This is a genomic window from Sphingomonas sp. GW821-FHT09B04, assembly GCF_059418285.1.
Genome location: NZ_JBWKPO010000004.1, coordinates 392,129 through 407,034, shown reverse-complemented (window position 1 = coordinate 407,034; position 14,906 = coordinate 392,129). Strand labels below are relative to the sequence as shown.

Here is a 14,906-nt window from a genome sequence, read left to right as displayed (position 1 = left end):
GTTGACACATATGCAGGGATTTTTCGCGCCTGCTTGACACGCGACCGGTGGTGCCGGACGCCCCTGTCAAAGCCCTTACGCCAAGGGTGGGGCTGTAGGAAAAGGGAAAGTGCATGCGGGGGCTGTTCTGGATCGCGGTGCTGGTGGGGGCGAGCTACTCGCTAACGGCGTGGGGACTCGCCGACGGCGGCGCGCTCAAGGCGGCGTGGAAGACCAGCGGGGTGGCCTTGCTCGCGCTCTGGGCGGCGACACAGGCGCGGAGCACCGATGGCTGGCTGATCGCCGGCGCGCTGGCGCTCGGCGCGCTGGGCGACCTGCTGCTCGAGACGCATGGCTTCACCATCGGCGGCGCGGCATTCGCGGCGGGGCATGCGGTGGCGATCGTGCTGTATCTGCGCAACCGCCGGGTGAACCCGTCATCGAGCCAGAGGCTGCTGGGCTATCTGCTCGCGCCGGCGACGATCCTGATCAGCGCCCTGCTCGCTGCACCGGCGGGGCAGGCGCTGCCGGTGGGCGCCTATGCCGCATTTCTCGGTGTCATGGCGGCGACGGCGTGGACCAGCCGGTTTCCGCGCTATCGTGTGGGCATAGGCGCGGTGCTGTTCGTCATCTCCGACTTGCTGATCTTCGCGCGCTTCGGGGTGATGAAGGAGTCGGTGGTGCCGGGCCTGCTGATCTGGCCCACTTATTTCGCGGCGCAGGCGCTGATCGCTTGGGGCGTGGTTCAGACGCTGTCGTCCGACCAGCGGGTGCCGTAGCGGACGATCAGGGCGCAGATCGCTCCGGTTAACGCAAACATGATGCCCAATTGGGTATCGCGCTCGTTGAGCGCCAGCCCCATCAACAAGCCGATAGCGCCGCCAACGGTTGCCCAGATCATCGGATGTCGGGTCCAGATGGCGCGGGCTCCCAGCCATCCCATCAGCAGGCCACCGAGTACGATCGGAAGGATACCAAGTATCAAGCCGAAGATCAGCGCGAACGGCAGCATCATCAGCAATAGAACGAACCAGTTAGTGGTGTTGTCTGTTCCGTTGGAGCTGGTGGACATAGCCAGCATCAACAGCAGAGTGAAAACCGGACCAGCCGCGAGCAAGGCCAACCCGGCGCCGAAGCCATAGCGAAATGGGGGCATCTTCGAGTTTTCCTTGCTAGAGACTTGTGACGGGTAGCACCATCCGCAGCCGCTTCGCGAGTTTTGGTGCGGCGGTGTCGATACGGGCGGCGAGGCGGGGGAGGCGGCTGACCGGCACTGCGGGAAACAGATGGTGCTCGAGGTGGAAGAACATGTTGTAGCTGACCCGGTTGAGCAGCCAGCCGCGCTGGGTACGGGCGACGACGCCCTCCTCGCAGTCATGATGCGTGATCCATACCGCGAAGAAGGCGGTGAGGCACTGCGCCACCAGCATCGCGGCGATGTGATAGAGCAGGGGCGCCCATTGACTGCTCAGGGCGATGCCGATCACGAGGGCGTTCAGCGCCAGATCGATCGCCATCCTGCGGCGCAGCCGGGGGCCGCCGTGCCGCCAGCCATAGAGGTGGGTTTCGACCGGGAAGCGCGGGCCATAGAGCAGCACCTGCCACAATTTCATGTTCCCGCATTTGCCCTCGATATCGTCTGGGGTGCCGATCTTCGCGTGATGGTGGAGGTGGTTGAACGCGATCGAGCTGTTGGAGCCAAGCATCAGTGCGCTCAGACCATGCAGCACGCGGCGATGCCCGCGCGGGCCGAAACCGAGATTGTGGTGGATCGCCTCATGGTTCAGCCGCAGCGCGGTGAGGAAGAACATGAAGGTCGCAGGAATGGCGAGTAGCCATAGGCCGGCGCCGGCAAGAGCGAAGGACAGGACCAGCCATGGCAGGGGATGGAGGCACTCGGTCAGACCGTCGCGCCGGCGCATCGATACCAGATCTCGCCACACGACATGGCGGAGTGCCGGATCGGTGGTGGGATGGTGGCGGGCCATGTCGCTTCTCCCTTGGTTCGTGGCTTGGTGGCTATTTGTTGCTTTCCGACCGCTGGCGGATGACTGCGAGGACATTCGCTGAGACGTCGCCGACAAACAGCTCGCCCCACAAATGCGCGTACCAATTGACCGGGGTCTGGACCCAATAGCGGGTGGTGAGCGTGAGCCGGGTGCGGCCTTCGCCCAAAGGCTCGAGCAGATAGCCGCCGTCGGTGATGCGATAGTGCGGGCTGTCGGGCAGAAGGTGACGATCCTGCATCGCCCATGCGTCCATATTGGTAGCGTCGAAACGGAAGTCCCACCAAAGGCGCTTTCCTGGCTGCCAATCGGTCACGACCTCCTTGAAGCGGATTCCCTCCTGCCACACCACGTGGCGGGTTGCGCCCGCGCCCTCGCGATCGAGGCGTGCTCCGGTAGGGCGGGGAAGACCGATCAGGTCCTGCGAGATGTTCCACTTGCCCTCATCGGGGCGGATCTGGCGCACACCGCGGGCATAGTGCCAGACGGTGGCAGCATCGGCATTGATGACGATCGAGCGGGTCACGCTGCCGGCATCGCGGGTGAGCGGAATCATCGGCTCGACCTGCATCGACATCAGCGGGAGCAGGAGCAGTGTGGACGCGCGGAACACGTTCTCGACCGGCTCCTTACGGTTGCGCAGGCGCCAGGTGAGGTAGCCGCCGAGCGAACTGAGGGCGAACCAGAACGGCGCGAGCATGAGGATGCAGACCACCCCCTCGCGCAGGAACAGGATCGATGCCACGACCACGGCGAGGAACAGGAAGAGCGGGACGATGCCCATATAGAAACCGCTGGACCGCTCAGCGAGTGGGTCACCGACATAGGTAACGAAGGCGGTGACCGCGGCGGGGAGAACCAGCAGGAAAGTGAAGCTGATCAGGCCGGATGGGTCCACCGCCTCGATCAGCAGATAGACACCGAGCGCGAAGGCAAGGCCGAATGCGACTGCGCCCGCGATACGGATCGCGGCGGTCCTGCGACGGGTGCGTTGCTGTGCCATGGCTGACCCCTTCTGATCTTTTCTACGGTTATTTCGGAAATTTCAGAAATAGATTGATACGGAAAGGCGAGATGGTCGACGCGGTGCCTGCTCAATCCTTGTTGCGGGAGCCGGGGATGAAGCGGGCGACCTTGCCGCCGAGCTTCATGAGGGTGACGAGGGTCGGCTTGGGCAGCACGCGGACCTGGTCGTACCAGCCGCCGAGCGTGCCGATGAATTCGTGCATCCGGCCGACGCGCTCGCGCACCTGCAGCGGGGCGGTCTCGTCCGCGGCGAGACGCGCGGCCAGCTCGCCGAGCAGCTGGATCGTCGGATCGACTTCGCGCCGCTTGCGCTCGGCGACGATGCGCATGAGCATCTCCCACAGATCGGTCTCGGCGGTGAAATGGTCGCGGCGATCGCCCTCGACATGGACGCGACGGACGATGCCGTAGCCCTGAAGCTCCTTGAGCGCGGTCGAGACGTTGGAGCGCGCGAGACCGAGCGTGTCGACGATCTCCTCGGCATGGAGCGGGCGATCGGCGAGGTAAAGCAGCGCGTGGACCTGCGCCACGGAGCGATTGACGCCCCATTGCGTTCCCATCTCGCCCCAGTGGAGGATGAACGCCTTGGCGTCGGGATGTTCTGCGAAGCGGGTCATGTTGGTTATTTCTGTAATTACAGAAATTGAAGGAGTCAACGATGATCGACCATCTTGGGATTCCGGTCGGCGATGTCGGGGCGTCGCGGCGTTTCTACGAGGCTGCACTGGCGCCGCTCGGCTACCGCGTGATGGGCGAAGAGACCAACGGGCTGGGCAACAACATCGTCCTGTTCGGTGTCGATGAGGTCGATTTCGTGATCGCCGATGGCGAGCCGGTGAGTACCGGCGTGCATCACGCGTTTCGCGCCGAGAGCCGGGCGGCGGTGGACGGCTTTCATGTCGCGGCGCTGGCGGCGGGCGGGCGGGACAATGGTACGCCGGGAATCCGCGAAAACTATCACCCCAATTATTATGCGGCGTTCGTGATCGATCCCGACGGGATGAACGTCGAAGCGGTGTGTCACCGGCCTGCGTGATTCGCTGAAGGGTGCGATGACTGCTGCCATTCGGGCGGAAATCCCGCCACTATGCCACCCGTATGGAGTGACGCGGCCGCCGCCGGCTGCTGACAGCGGAGGGGAAGCGAGCTGGTAGGATTGAGCTTCTTCAGGAGGATACGATGATCGACCATATGGGTGTTTCCGCGAGCGATTTCGACGTCTCGCGCCGTTTCTATGACGCGGCGCTGGGGGCAATCGGTGCGGCGGTGGTGATGGAGGTCACGCCCGCTATGTCGGGCGGAACCTACCACGGAATCGGATACGGTAAGCATGGCAAACCAGATTTCTGGCTGAGCAACGGCGGCCCCAAGGGCGGCGGCATCCATATCGCGTTCGTTGCGGAGAACCGGTCGGAGGTGGACGCCTTCTACGCCGCCGCGGTGGCAGCAGGTGGACGCGACAATGGTGCGCCGGGCATTCGCGCGCACTATCATCCGGGCTATTATGGTGCGTTCGTCTATGATCCCGACGGGATCAACGTCGAGGCGGTATGTCACAAACCGGAGTGACTGGACCGCATTCACCGCCGGCGTCGGACTAGAATAGAAACTCGATCGTCGGGCGCCGCGTCGTTTCGATGAAACCCAGCTTGCGCGCGAGGTGGAGCGAGGCCGTGTTGCTCGCCATCGCCGTCCAGTGCGGCACGATACCGGCGCGCTGCGCCTCGGCCAGCCAGGCGATGCAGGCCGAGGTTGCAAAGCCGCGGCCCTGATCGTCGTCGTCGAAGGTCAGCACGTTGATTTCGTGGCGTCCGTTCCAGACGGCGCACGAGAAGGCGAGGCTCACCGCGCGCTCGTCCTGCATCACGGCGTAGCCGATGCCATGTGCAAGAAAGCGCTCGGTATCCGGCCAGCTTTCGAGCAGGCATTCGGCAATATCGTCGTTGGCGGCGAGGACAGCGTCGATGCGCGCGATGTCAAAGCCCGTGGGTAATGCGTGTTGCGCAGGCGCATCCGCCTCCTGCGTGAAATAGCACTCCTCGTCGGCCTCCGGCGCGCGCGCGGCAAGGACGGGGGTGAGCGCTTGCTGCCATGCGGGGTTGTGCAGCACGGCGATGAAGGTGTCGCCGCCGCACGCCGCGAGCGTGTCGGGCGCGAGCTGCTCGCTCAGGAAACGGTCGAAGTCGCGGAGAAAGGCTGCGTTGTCGGGTTCGCCGATGAAGAAGCTGACGATCCCGGTCTGGTCGATCAACGCCGAGCGCGGCTGTTCGGGGTCGTCGACATAGACCGCGCCGAGGTTGGTGCCGTCGAGGATGGCGTTGAGGCTGAGCGCGTTGACGCTGTCATCGGGGCCGAGCAGCGGCCGGACGCGATAGAAATGCTCGGGAGAAAGCTTATGGATCATGTAGTTGAGCCTGTACTGTCCATTTTCAGGATGGCCAGCGGCAGGATCTCAGGCGCGTTCGTCCTTGGGTGATCCCATCACGATGTACGAGGTCAGCGTCGAAACCTGGGGCAGGGCACCGAGCACGTCGGTGTGGAAGCGCTTGTAGGATTCGAGGTCCCTTGCCTCGACCCGCAGCAGATATTCGACCGATCCGGTGACGTTGTGGCATTCGCGGACTTCGGGCGCAGTCTCGATCGCGCGCTCGAAATCCTCCTGCTCCGACTTGGTATGGCGCGAGAGGCCGACCGCGACATAGGCGGTGAAGGTGACCCCGAGGGCTACGCGGTCGAGAGTTGCGCGATACCCTTTGATGACGCCAATCCGCTCAAGTTCCTGTACGCGGCGGAGACAGGCGGAGGGAGAAAGACCGACTCGCTCGGCGAGAGCGAGGTTGGTGATCCGCGCATTGGCAGACAGTTCGCGCAATATATTGCGGTCAATTCGATCGAGATCGCTCATCGATTGCTATCTATCGGCGAATGGCTGATGTGTTTGCAAGCTCATTCCGTGTGACATCGCATATTCTTGCGGCATGTTATGGATGCAGACCTTGCCCGCGCTTGCCGCGTTCGCCGTCGCCTCGTCGATCACGCCGGGGCCGAACAATATCATGCTGATGACCTCCGGCACCAATTTCGGTTTCCGGCGAACCGTCCCACACATGCTGGGCGTTTCGCTGGGGTTCGCGTTGATGATCGTTCTGGTCGGACTCGGGCTGGCGCAGTTGTTCGCGCGCTATCCGGTGGCGCATGAGGTTCTGAAATGGGTGAGCGTCGCCTATCTGTTGTACCTCGCATGGAAGATCGCGACCGCGCGCCCTCCGGGCGAGGGAGGCGCGGCAAAGGGTGCGCCGATGACCTTCGTGCAGGCGGCGTTGTTCCAGTGGGTCAATCCCAAGGCGTGGACGATGGCGCTGACCGGCGTGACGGTTTACATGCCGCCCATCGACCCGTGGCTTGGACTGGCAGTGGTGGCGGCGCTGTTCGGCGCCATCAACCTCCCCTGTGTCGGCTTGTGGGCAGCGATGGGCGTGAAGCTGCGTGGCTGGCTCGGCGATGCGCGGCGGCTGCGGCAGTTCAACGTCGCGGCGGCGGTGCTGCTGGTGGGTTCGCTCTACCCGACCGTGACGGGGTAGATCAGCCCGCGACGGGTAGCCGGACCGTGCCGTCGTCCTCGCGCTCAAGCGGGGAATAAGCGACCACCGTTTCGAGCGTGAGCTTGCCATAGAAATGCGGGAACTCCGCACCGCCACGCGAGACTTCCCACTTCAGGGCATCGCCGAGCGCTTCGAGATCGACTGCGGCAACCCACAGGTCGTTCTGCCCCGCGAAATGCTTGTCGACGGTCTCGGTGAGCTGGTCGCGCGTCGACATATGGATGTACCCGTCAGCCAGATCGACCGGCGCACCGGCAAAGGTGCCGGTTTCGAGCGCGGTCATCTGGTCGGCGGTCAGCACCTTATAGGCGGTGGTTGGGTGCATTGCTCTCACTCCGGCGTTATCCCGGCCTTGTGCCGGGATCCACGATGACGCGACCGAAGAACACGAGGTTCGATCTCGACGCTTGCCGCCCGGTGGACCCCCGGCACAAGGCCGGGGTGACGGGTTGGGGTTACTCGGCCTCGTTCGAGCCAGCCGCGTCGTCATTTCCAGGAACCGCATCAGGCGCTTCCACGATCTCACCTTCGCCCTCGGCGATCGCCGCTTCCTCCTCCTCGGTCTCTTCGATCCGGGCGGCGGAGACGACATGCTCGTTGTCGGCGACGTTAAACAGACGAACGCCCGCCGAACCGCGGCCAATGACGCGCAGGCTGGTCAGCGGCAGGCGGATCATCTTCGCCTGATCGGTGACGAGCATCAACTGGTGCGCCTGAGTCGCGGGGAAGCTGGCGACGACAAGGCCGTTGCGGGCAATGTTGTCGATATTGGTGATCCCCTGACCACCGCGGCCGGTGCGGCGATACTCATATGCCGAAGAGAGTTTGCCATAGCCGTTGGCACAGACGGTAAGGATGAACTGCTCGCGGTCCTTGAGCTCCTCGAACCGCTCGGGCGTCATTTGCGGTTCGCTGTCCTTGTCGGCCTTCCACGGGGCGTGGCGCAGATAGTCGTCGCGCTCGTCCTGATCCTTGATCCCCGCCTTGTGCAGGATCGAGAGCGAGATGACTTCGTCACCTTCGGCCAGCCGCATGCCGCGGACGCCGGTCGAGTTGCGGCTCTGGAACTCGCGAACATCGTCGCCGGGGAAGCGGATCGCCTTGCCCTGGCGGGTGGCGAGGAGGACATCGTCGCTCTCGTCGAGCAGGGCGACGCCGATCAGGCGATCGTCCTCGTCTTCGCCTTCGAACTTCATCGCGATCTTGCCGTTCGAAGGCACGTTGGTGAACGCATCCATCGAGTTGCGGCGGACCGATCCCTTGGCGGTGGCGAACATGACGTGGAGCTTGCCCCACTCATTCTCGTCCTCGGGCAGCGGGAGCACGGTCGAGATCGTCTCGCCCGCCGCGAGCGGCAGGAGGTTGATCATCGGGCGGCCGCGTGTGTTGGCGCCACCCTCGGGCAGCTTCCAGACCTTCATCCGGTAAACCTTGCCCAGTGTCGAGAAGAACAGCACCGGGGTATGCGTCGAGGTCACGAACAGCTCGGTGACGACGTCCTCGTCCTTGGTCGCCATGCCGGCGCGGCCCTTGCCGCCGCGTGCCTGAGCGCGGAAGGTGTCGAGTGTGGTGCGCTTAATATAGCCCTGAACCGTGACGGTCACGACCATGTCTTCGCGTTCGATCAGGTCCTCGTCCTCGATCCCGTCCGCTGCTGCGGTGATCTCGGTGCGGCGCGGTGTCGCATACAGGTCGCGGACCGCGACCAGCTCGCCGCGCATCACTTCGTAGAGTTTGACGCGGTTGGCGAGGATTTCGAGCAGCTCCGCGATCGAATCCGCGAGTTCCTTGAGTTCCTCGCCGATCTCGTCGCGGCCAAGCGCAGTGAGGCGATGCAGGCGCAGATCGAGAATCGCGCGGACCTGGATGTCCGACAGGCGATAGACGTCGCCCGTGACCTCGGTCTCTACTGCTTCGACAAGCCGGATATACGACGCGATCTCAGCGATCGGCCATTCGCGCATCAGCAGCGCTTCGCGTGCAGCGACGGGGCTCGACGAGCCGCGGATGATGCGGACGACCTCGTCGAGGTTGGTGACTGCGATGACGAGGCCGAGCAAGATGTGCGCACGGTCGCGTGCCTTGGCGAGCTCGAACTTCGAGCGGCGGGTGATGACCTGTTCGCGGAACTTGACGAACGCTTCGATGATGTCGCGCAGGTTGAGCAGTTCCGGGCGGCCGCCGCGGATCGCGAGCATGTTGGCCGGGAAGCTCGACTGAGCCGGGGTGTTGCGCCAGATCTGGTTGAGCACGACCTCAGGCGTCGCGTCGCGCTTGAGGTCGATGACGATGCGCACGCCTTCGCGGCTCGATTCGTCGCGGATGTCGCTCACACCCTCGACGCGCTTTTCCTTTGCGGCCTCGGCGATCTTCTCGACCAGCGCGTTCTTGCCCTGCTGGAACGGGATTTCGGTGAGTACGATCGAGCGGCGCTCGCCACGCTGCTCGAAATTGTGACGGCAGCGCACCATGATCGAGCCGCGGCCCGACTGATAGGTGTTGCGGCAGCCCGAACGGCCGAGAATCAGCGCACCGGTCGGGAAGTCGGGGCCGGGGACGATCTCCATCAGCTCCTCGACCGTCACCGCGCCATTGTCCATATAGGCAAGGCAGGCGTCGATCACTTCGCCAAGGTTGTGCGGCGGGATATTGGTCGCCATGCCGACCGCGATGCCGCCGGCGCCGTTGACGAGCAGGTTGGGGAATCGCGCGGGCAACACTGTCGGCTCGCTCTCGGAGCCGTCGTAATTGTCCTGGAAATCGACTGTGTCTTTGTCGATGTCTTCGATCAGCGATGTCGCGACCTTGGCGAGACGCGCCTCGGTATAGCGCATTGCCGCGGGCATATCGGGGTCCATCGAACCGAAATTGCCCTGACCGTCGATCAGCGGCACGCGCATCGACCAGTCCTGCGCCATGCGCGCCATCGCCATATAGATCGAGCTGTCGCCGTGCGGATGGTATTTACCCATCACGTCACCGACGAGGCGCGCCGATTTGCGATACGGCCGGTTGGCGAGGTAGCCGCCTTCCTGCGCCGCATGGAGGATGCGGCGATGAACCGGTTTAAGGCCGTCGCGGACGTCGGGCAGGGCGCGCGCCACGATCACGCTCATCGCGTAATCGAGGTAGCTCGTCTTCATCTCGTCGACGATCGAGATGGGTGTGATATCGGAAGGGTCCGCGAGGACGGTCTCGTCGGTCAAATCTTTGGGCTTTCGGAGCTTGTTTCAGGATTGTGACCGCTCTAGCGGGACGGGGACCACCTGCCAAGCCCGCGCACGCGCGTACGCGCGCGTAGAGACGGGCCGGGTGGGATGGAGCCGAATCGTTCAAAATGCGTTCAGCGTGCCGATGCGACGGCTGGAATGCATCGCTTCGCCTTGACCCCCGCCAAGGGGAGACTAGAGCGAAAACGCCCCATTGTTGCTACGCTAACCGCGTAAGGAGAGTCCTGGATGAAGTCTGTTTCCAAGGCGGCGCTGGCCGCGGCGTTTGTGTTGAGCGCCCCCGCGCTGCTCGCCGCGTCGCCGGCTCAGGCCCAGAAAAAGAAGAAGGAAGAGGCCGCTGGCCCCCAGATCAAGATCGGCGAGCCGTTCCGCAAGGCGGCCGGCGAAGTCGAGACGCTGCTGAAGGCCAAGGATTGGGCGGGCGCCCAGCCCAAGCTGGCCGGCCTCGATTCGGTCGCGCAGAGCGATGGCGAGAAATATTATGCAGCGGTGTTTCGCCTGCAGGTCGCGTCGGGTCTGAACGACATTCCCGGCACGATGACCGCGATCGATGCGTTGCTGGTTAATCCCAACACGCCGCCCGCCGATGTCGCCCGGTATAGCTTCTTCCGCGGCAACTATGCCTATCAGCAGAAGAAATATGCCGAGGCCCTGACCCATCTGACCAAGGCACGCCAGCTTGGCTATGTGCCTACCGATAGCAATCTCGACCTGCGGATCGCGCAGGTCCAGCTTGACGGCGGCCAGATTCCGGCGGGCGTTGTGTCGATCGACGCTGCGATCAAGGCCGAAGAGGCGGCGGGCCGCAAGGCACCCGAATCCTGGTACAAGGTCGTGGTCTCGAAGCTCTATACCTCGGGCGACAAGGTTGGAGCTGCGACGTGGCTGACCCGTCAGCTGGCAGCCCATCCGAGCAACGAGACGTGGCGTTCGTCGCTGCTCGTCTATCTCGACCAGCTTCAGGACAAGGGCGTCGCGCTCGATCCCGACCAGCGACTCGATGTGCTGCGCCTGATGCGTGCGTCCAAGGCGATGGGCGGCGAGAGCGACTATTTCCAGTACGCTGATGTCGCGCAGCGCCGCGGTCTGCCGGGCGAGGTCAAGTCGGTGATCGACGAAGGCCGTGCGAACGGCAAGGTCACCAAGACCAACGTCACCATCAACCAGCTCTACACGACTGCGAGCGCGCAGGAGAAAGCGGAAGTCCCGCTTGCGAACGAAGAGAAGCGCGCGGCGGGTGCGGCCAAGGGCGACGTTGCGATGCAGACCGGCGACGCCTATCTCGGCACCCGCAACTATCCCAAGGCGGTCGAGCTTTACCGGCTGGCGCTCCAGAAGGGCAGCGTCGACACGAATGTTGTGAATACGCGCCTTGGGATCGCGCTGGCGCTGTCGGGTCAGAAGGCGGAGGCGAAGACTGCGTTCGGCGCCGTCACCGGATCGCCGCGCGGCGAGATCGCGAAGTTCTGGACGACCTGGCTCGACCTGCCGCTGGCCTGAGGTCTGGTCTCACAAACGAAAGGGGCGGCCATGTTGCCGCCCCTTTTTCGTTGGGCTCCCGATTGAATCAGGGCTCGACCGGAACGCCGGGCAGCGACTTGGACGAACGGATGGTCAGCGAGGTGCGGACGTGCGCGACATTGGGCGCGGTGGTCAGCTTCGTGGTCAGAAACTGCTGGAAGCTGCTCAAGTCCCTTGCGACGATCTTCAGGATGAAGTCGATATCGCCGTTGAGCATGTAGCATTCGCGAATCTCGGGGATATCCGCGACATGCGCCTCGAACGCCTCCAGATCGGTTTCGGCCTGGCTCTTCAGGCTGACCATCGCAAAGACGGTGATCGTATAGCCCAGCCAGACGGGATCGAGATCGGCATGATATCCACGAATCGCGCCCTTTTCCTCGAGCGTACGGACACGGCGCAGACAGGGCGGGGCGGTGAGGCCTACACGATCGGCCAGATCGACATTGGTCATCCGGCCGTCGGCCTGCAGATGAGCCATAATCTGCCGGTCGATCTCGTCAAAAGCCATGAACAATCCCCTATGACGACAGCAACAGTCGCTGTGCGTCCCGTATACATAAGATAATTACGCGCAAGCGCAATTGTCCCACTATGCGACGGCCCGAAATCTGCGGTTTCCGGCGGCGATCTGCCGCGTTAAGGTTTGATTACCGCGGGCTTTTCGGCGGCTGGGAACGACAGATCGGTGCGGTTCGACGATACTCTTGAAACGGTGCTGGCAGCGGACGTCTCGACGGCCTTTGGCAAGGCCTCGGCCTGGCGCCAGCTCGTTGATCTGATCGGCCGCCGCCGAATCCCGGACGACGCGCGCGCGCTCGCCTTGCTCGAATCGATTCGCAGTGACGTGCCGGTCGCGGTGCGAATCATGAGCGCGCGATCGCTCGAAATGGCGGAGCCGCCTGCGGCTCTGGTGAAATTGTGCGTCGTTGACGACATCGCGGTTGCGGCGCCGATCCTGCGCACGGCCCGCCTGAACGCAGGCGAGTGGATCGAGTTGCTGCCGTGGCTCTCCTCACCCGCGCGCGGGGTATTGCGGGGACGGCGTGACTTGCCCGTCGGGGTGGACGGGGCTCTCGACGGTTTCCGCGCCGCGGATTTCGTGCTCGGCACCGAGGTGGTGGCGCAGGACGTGATTGCTGTGGATGCGATGCCCCCTGTCGAGTCGGTCGAGGATGCCCCTGCTGTGGCATCGGTGACAGCGCCGACATCGCCGTTCGTACCGGTTGGGGTTGCGGCGCTTGGAATTCCGCTGGTCGCTGCGGCGCTCCAGCAGGCAGCCGATGCCGGTGCGATGCAGAAGCCGGCTGCGCTAGACGGCAAGCTGGTCAAGCGTGCGGATGTGGCGCTGGAAGCAGCGTCGAATGCGCCAGGTGAGCCCTTCGAGATCGCCGATGTGGTTGCCCGTATCGACGCCTTCTACACCCGCCAGCAGGATCTGCCGGTTGCGCCACGCGCACCGGCGCGGATCGACGGTTTCAGGTTCGAGACCGACGCACAGGGTGTGATCCGATGGGTCGATGGCGTGTCCCGCGCGCCACTGATCGGTCTCTCGCTCGACATGACTGCGATGCCCGACGGATCGCGCGTCGATGGGGTCGCCGCCGGAGCCCTGCGCCAGCGCGCGCGGTTTGCCGGAGCGCGGCTGTTCGTGGCGGGTGACAGCGATGCGGGCGGCGACTGGCGCATCTCCGCCAATGCCGCGTTTGATACGGCGAGCGGCCGTTTCATCGGCTACCGCGGCATGGCACGGCGTCCGCGCGCCGACGAAACCGCAACCCCGGTCAGCGGGGGCGCCGATTCGTTGCGCCAGTTGATGCACGAGCTGCGCACCCCGACCAATGCGATCGCGGGTTTTTCCGAACTGATCGAGCGTGAGATCCTGGGCGAGGCAGCGCCGGTCTATCGCGACCGGGCCGCGCTGATCCGCGACCGTGCCCGCGCGCTGCTGGCGGCGATCGACGACCTCGACATCGCGGCGCGGATCGATGCTGCGGCGTTGCGTCTCTACCCGGGCGAGGTGGCGCTGCAGCCATTGTTCGACCGGGTTTCGGATGAACTGGCGCCGCTGGCGGTGATGCGCGGGGCCGATGTGGCGCTGCCTGCCGATGAGCTTGCCGTGGCCGGCGACGCGCGCGCGATTGAGCGGCTGCTCTCACGCACGCTGGCGACGCTGCTGTCCGCGGCGGGCGAGGGTGAGCGAATCGGCGTGCGCCTGATTGCCGAGAGCGACGCCGTGGCGATCGATTTCGACCGGCCGCGTGCTCTGGCTGCCTATTCGGGTGACTCCATCTTCGCGATCGATGACGAGCGCGAGGAAGCGGCGCTGCTCGGCACCGGGTTCGCGTTGCGCCTGATCCGCAACCTGACGCGCGAACTGTCAGGAACGCTGGTGATCGAAGCAGAAAGCCTTACGATCCGCCTGCCTGCGGCGGTAACCAAGTCTTTGGAGCAAGTGCGCTAGAACCCGTCGGCATGGGGATGGAACAACAGCTTATGCCGCCGAAAAGCTATCTGGTGCCTGCACCGGCGCGGGAACACGCCGTGGCATGGCCAGATGATTTCGGCACGCGCTTCACCGTGTTCGTCGATACCGAAGAGGAATTTGACTGGTCGCAGCCGCTACGCCGCGAGAATCGCGCGACAGAGGCGATGCGTGCCTTGCCACAGATGCACGCGCTCTTTGCGGCCCATGGCGTCCCCGCGACCTATATGGTCGATCATCCGATCGTGACGTGCCCGATGTCGGTCGACATTCTGCGCGAGATGCTGAGCGATGGATGTTCCGCGATCGGCACGCAGCTCCACCCCTGGGTCAATCCGCCGTTCGAAGAGATTGTGGTGCCGCGCAACAGTTTCGTCGGCAATTTGCCGCGCGAACTTGAGGCGGCGAAGCTGGCTGTGCTGACCGGAGAGATCGCCTCGGCATTCGGGCGGCGGCCGGTGATGTTCCGCGCAGGCCGTTACGGAGTCGGCCCCAATTCGCTGTCGCTGCTGGCGGCGGAAGGATACCGCGTCGATACTTCGATGCGGTCCGGTTACGACTATGGCGCGGAAGGTGGCCCCGATTTCACCGCCATTGGCAATCATGCGTTCTGGACTGGCGAGCACGGGCTGGCGGAGCTTCCGCTGACCACGATCTACACCGGCGCTGCGCGGACGGGCGGAGCGGGGTTGTACAGTGCGCTGGGTCGCGTGCCGCACGGGCGCGGAGTGGCGGCGCGGCTGCGTCTGCTCTCACGCGTGGCGCTGACGCCCGAGGAGATGCCGATCGAACTCGCGCTTGAAGCGATCCGCGTCGCGGCGGGGGAGGGGGTGCGTACGCTGCTCTTCTCCTATCATTCGCCCTCGGCGGCGCCCGGCTATACTCCCTATGTGCGTGACGCAGCCGATCTGCGCGCGTTCCACGCATGGTGGGAAGCGGCGTTTGGACTGCTCGCGAAGCTCGGTATCGCACCCGCTTCGCACGACGAAATCCTTGCAGCGCTGGATCGCGCGGCGCTTGCCGGGCGCGGCGTTCGCCCGTAAGCGCAGAGGCGCTG

At 64.4% G+C, this 14,906-nt stretch carries 16 protein-coding genes; 7 read left to right on the top strand and 9 right to left on the bottom strand.

Translation table 11 applies throughout. The features are described 5' to 3' along the window. The first annotated feature begins 113 nt into the window (after positions 1–113). Positions 114–758 carry a lysoplasmalogenase family protein gene (locus tag AC07NK_RS14990; RefSeq protein WP_495171398.1) on the top strand — a complete coding sequence of 215 codons (645 nt, stop codon included), beginning with the start codon at positions 114–116 and terminating at the stop codon, positions 756–758. On the opposite strand, the gene AC07NK_RS14985 is transcribed toward AC07NK_RS14990, so the two are convergent. From AC07NK_RS14985 to AC07NK_RS14970, 4 genes are all read right to left on the bottom strand, one after another. Continuing rightward, complete coding sequence (locus AC07NK_RS14985) at positions 725–1,135, bottom strand: hypothetical protein (protein WP_495171397.1); 411 nt, start codon at positions 1,133–1,135, stop codon at positions 725–727. The genes AC07NK_RS14990 and AC07NK_RS14985 overlap by 34 nt on opposite strands. 16 nt (positions 1,136–1,151) lie before the next feature. Beyond that, positions 1,152–1,967 carry a fatty acid desaturase gene (locus AC07NK_RS14980; RefSeq protein WP_495171396.1) on the bottom strand — a complete coding sequence of 272 codons (816 nt, stop codon included), beginning with the start codon at positions 1,965–1,967 and terminating at the stop codon, positions 1,152–1,154. A gap of 31 nt (positions 1,968–1,998) precedes the next feature. Continuing rightward, positions 1,999–2,988, bottom strand: a complete 990-nt coding sequence (locus AC07NK_RS14975; RefSeq protein WP_495171395.1) for an SRPBCC family protein — start codon at positions 2,986–2,988, stop codon at positions 1,999–2,001. Between the two features lie 91 nt (positions 2,989–3,079). Then, positions 3,080–3,628: a GbsR/MarR family transcriptional regulator gene (locus AC07NK_RS14970; protein ID WP_495171394.1), complete on the bottom strand. Its 549-nt coding sequence runs from the start codon at positions 3,626–3,628 to the stop codon at positions 3,080–3,082. A gap of 41 nt (positions 3,629–3,669) precedes the next feature. Between AC07NK_RS14970 and AC07NK_RS14965 the strand changes: the two genes are divergently transcribed. Beyond that, positions 3,670–4,047, top strand: a complete 378-nt coding sequence (locus AC07NK_RS14965) for a VOC family protein (RefSeq protein WP_495171393.1) — start codon at positions 3,670–3,672, stop codon at positions 4,045–4,047. A 143-nt stretch (positions 4,048–4,190) separates the two neighbouring features. Next, on the top strand, positions 4,191–4,580 hold the full coding sequence (locus AC07NK_RS14960) for a VOC family protein (protein WP_495171392.1): 390 nt from the start codon (positions 4,191–4,193) through the stop codon (positions 4,578–4,580). A gap of 28 nt (positions 4,581–4,608) precedes the next feature. Here the strand turns inward: AC07NK_RS14960 and AC07NK_RS14955 are convergent, their stop codons facing one another. Both AC07NK_RS14955 and AC07NK_RS14950 read right to left on the bottom strand, forming a co-directional pair. After that, complete coding sequence (locus AC07NK_RS14955) at positions 4,609–5,415, bottom strand: GNAT family N-acetyltransferase (protein ID WP_495171391.1); 807 nt, start codon at positions 5,413–5,415, stop codon at positions 4,609–4,611. Between the two features lie 48 nt (positions 5,416–5,463). Beyond that, positions 5,464–5,916 (bottom strand): Lrp/AsnC family transcriptional regulator, encoded by a 453-nt coding sequence (locus tag AC07NK_RS14950; RefSeq protein WP_495171390.1) that lies wholly within the window; start codon positions 5,914–5,916, stop codon positions 5,464–5,466. A gap of 82 nt (positions 5,917–5,998) precedes the next feature. Here AC07NK_RS14950 and AC07NK_RS14945 point away from each other — a divergent pair, with 82 nt between their 5' ends. Next, entirely contained in the window at positions 5,999–6,592 is a 594-nt protein-coding gene (locus tag AC07NK_RS14945; protein WP_495171389.1) for a LysE family translocator, read from the top strand. Position 6,593: 1 nt separating this feature from the next. On the opposite strand, the gene AC07NK_RS14940 is transcribed toward AC07NK_RS14945, so the two are convergent. Both AC07NK_RS14940 and gyrA read right to left on the bottom strand, forming a co-directional pair. Next, positions 6,594–6,938 carry a DUF952 domain-containing protein gene (locus tag AC07NK_RS14940; protein WP_495171388.1) on the bottom strand — a complete coding sequence of 115 codons (345 nt, stop codon included), beginning with the start codon at positions 6,936–6,938 and terminating at the stop codon, positions 6,594–6,596. 130 nt (positions 6,939–7,068) lie between these two features. Beyond that, positions 7,069–9,819, bottom strand: coding sequence for a DNA gyrase subunit A (gene gyrA / locus AC07NK_RS14935; protein ID WP_495171387.1), 2,751 nt, complete (start codon positions 9,817–9,819; stop codon positions 7,069–7,071). A gap of 252 nt (positions 9,820–10,071) precedes the next feature. On the opposite strand from gyrA, the gene AC07NK_RS14930 reads away from it, so the two are divergent. Continuing rightward, positions 10,072–11,343 carry a tetratricopeptide repeat protein gene (locus AC07NK_RS14930; RefSeq protein ID WP_495171386.1) on the top strand — a complete coding sequence of 424 codons (1,272 nt, stop codon included), beginning with the start codon at positions 10,072–10,074 and terminating at the stop codon, positions 11,341–11,343. Positions 11,344–11,410: 67 nt separating this feature from the next. Here AC07NK_RS14930 and AC07NK_RS14925 read toward each other — a convergent pair whose 3' ends face one another. Continuing rightward, a complete protein-coding gene (locus AC07NK_RS14925; protein WP_495171385.1) occupies positions 11,411–11,875 on the bottom strand; it encodes an Lrp/AsnC family transcriptional regulator in 465 nt (154 codons plus the stop codon). 177 nt (positions 11,876–12,052) lie between these two features. Between AC07NK_RS14925 and AC07NK_RS14920 the strand changes: the two genes are divergently transcribed. Together AC07NK_RS14920 and AC07NK_RS14915 are read left to right on the top strand one after the other, a co-directional pair. Further along, entirely contained in the window at positions 12,053–13,828 is a 1,776-nt protein-coding gene (locus tag AC07NK_RS14920) for a sensor histidine kinase (protein WP_495171384.1), read from the top strand. An 80-nt stretch (positions 13,829–13,908) separates the two neighbouring features. After that, on the top strand, positions 13,909–14,892 hold the full coding sequence (locus AC07NK_RS14915; protein ID WP_495171383.1) for a polysaccharide deacetylase family protein: 984 nt from the start codon (positions 13,909–13,911) through the stop codon (positions 14,890–14,892). Positions 14,893–14,906: the final 14 nt, after the last annotated feature.

Coding starts and splice junctions, on each gene's coding strand:
- AC07NK_RS14990 (WP_495171398.1), top strand. CDS start 114: ATGCGGGGGCTGTTCTGGATCGCGGTGCTGGTGGGGGCGAGCTACTCG.
- AC07NK_RS14960 (WP_495171392.1), top strand. CDS start 4,191: ATGATCGACCATATGGGTGTTTCCGCGAGCGATTTCGACGTCTCGCGC.
- AC07NK_RS14955 (WP_495171391.1), bottom strand. CDS start 5,415: ATGATCCATAAGCTTTCTCCCGAGCATTTCTATCGCGTCCGGCCGCTG.
- AC07NK_RS14930 (WP_495171386.1), top strand. CDS start 10,072: ATGAAGTCTGTTTCCAAGGCGGCGCTGGCCGCGGCGTTTGTGTTGAGC.
- AC07NK_RS14945 (WP_495171389.1), top strand. CDS start 5,999: ATGCAGACCTTGCCCGCGCTTGCCGCGTTCGCCGTCGCCTCGTCGATC.
- AC07NK_RS14965 (WP_495171393.1), top strand. CDS start 3,670: ATGATCGACCATCTTGGGATTCCGGTCGGCGATGTCGGGGCGTCGCGG.
- AC07NK_RS14940 (WP_495171388.1), bottom strand. CDS start 6,938: ATGCACCCAACCACCGCCTATAAGGTGCTGACCGCCGACCAGATGACC.
- AC07NK_RS14925 (WP_495171385.1), bottom strand. CDS start 11,875: ATGGCTTTTGACGAGATCGACCGGCAGATTATGGCTCATCTGCAGGCC.
- AC07NK_RS14975 (WP_495171395.1), bottom strand. CDS start 2,988: ATGGCACAGCAACGCACCCGTCGCAGGACCGCCGCGATCCGTATCGCG.
- AC07NK_RS14950 (WP_495171390.1), bottom strand. CDS start 5,916: ATGAGCGATCTCGATCGAATTGACCGCAATATATTGCGCGAACTGTCT.
- AC07NK_RS14985 (WP_495171397.1), bottom strand. CDS start 1,135: ATGCCCCCATTTCGCTATGGCTTCGGCGCCGGGTTGGCCTTGCTCGCG.
- AC07NK_RS14980 (WP_495171396.1), bottom strand. CDS start 1,967: ATGGCCCGCCACCATCCCACCACCGATCCGGCACTCCGCCATGTCGTG.
- AC07NK_RS14970 (WP_495171394.1), bottom strand. CDS start 3,628: ATGACCCGCTTCGCAGAACATCCCGACGCCAAGGCGTTCATCCTCCAC.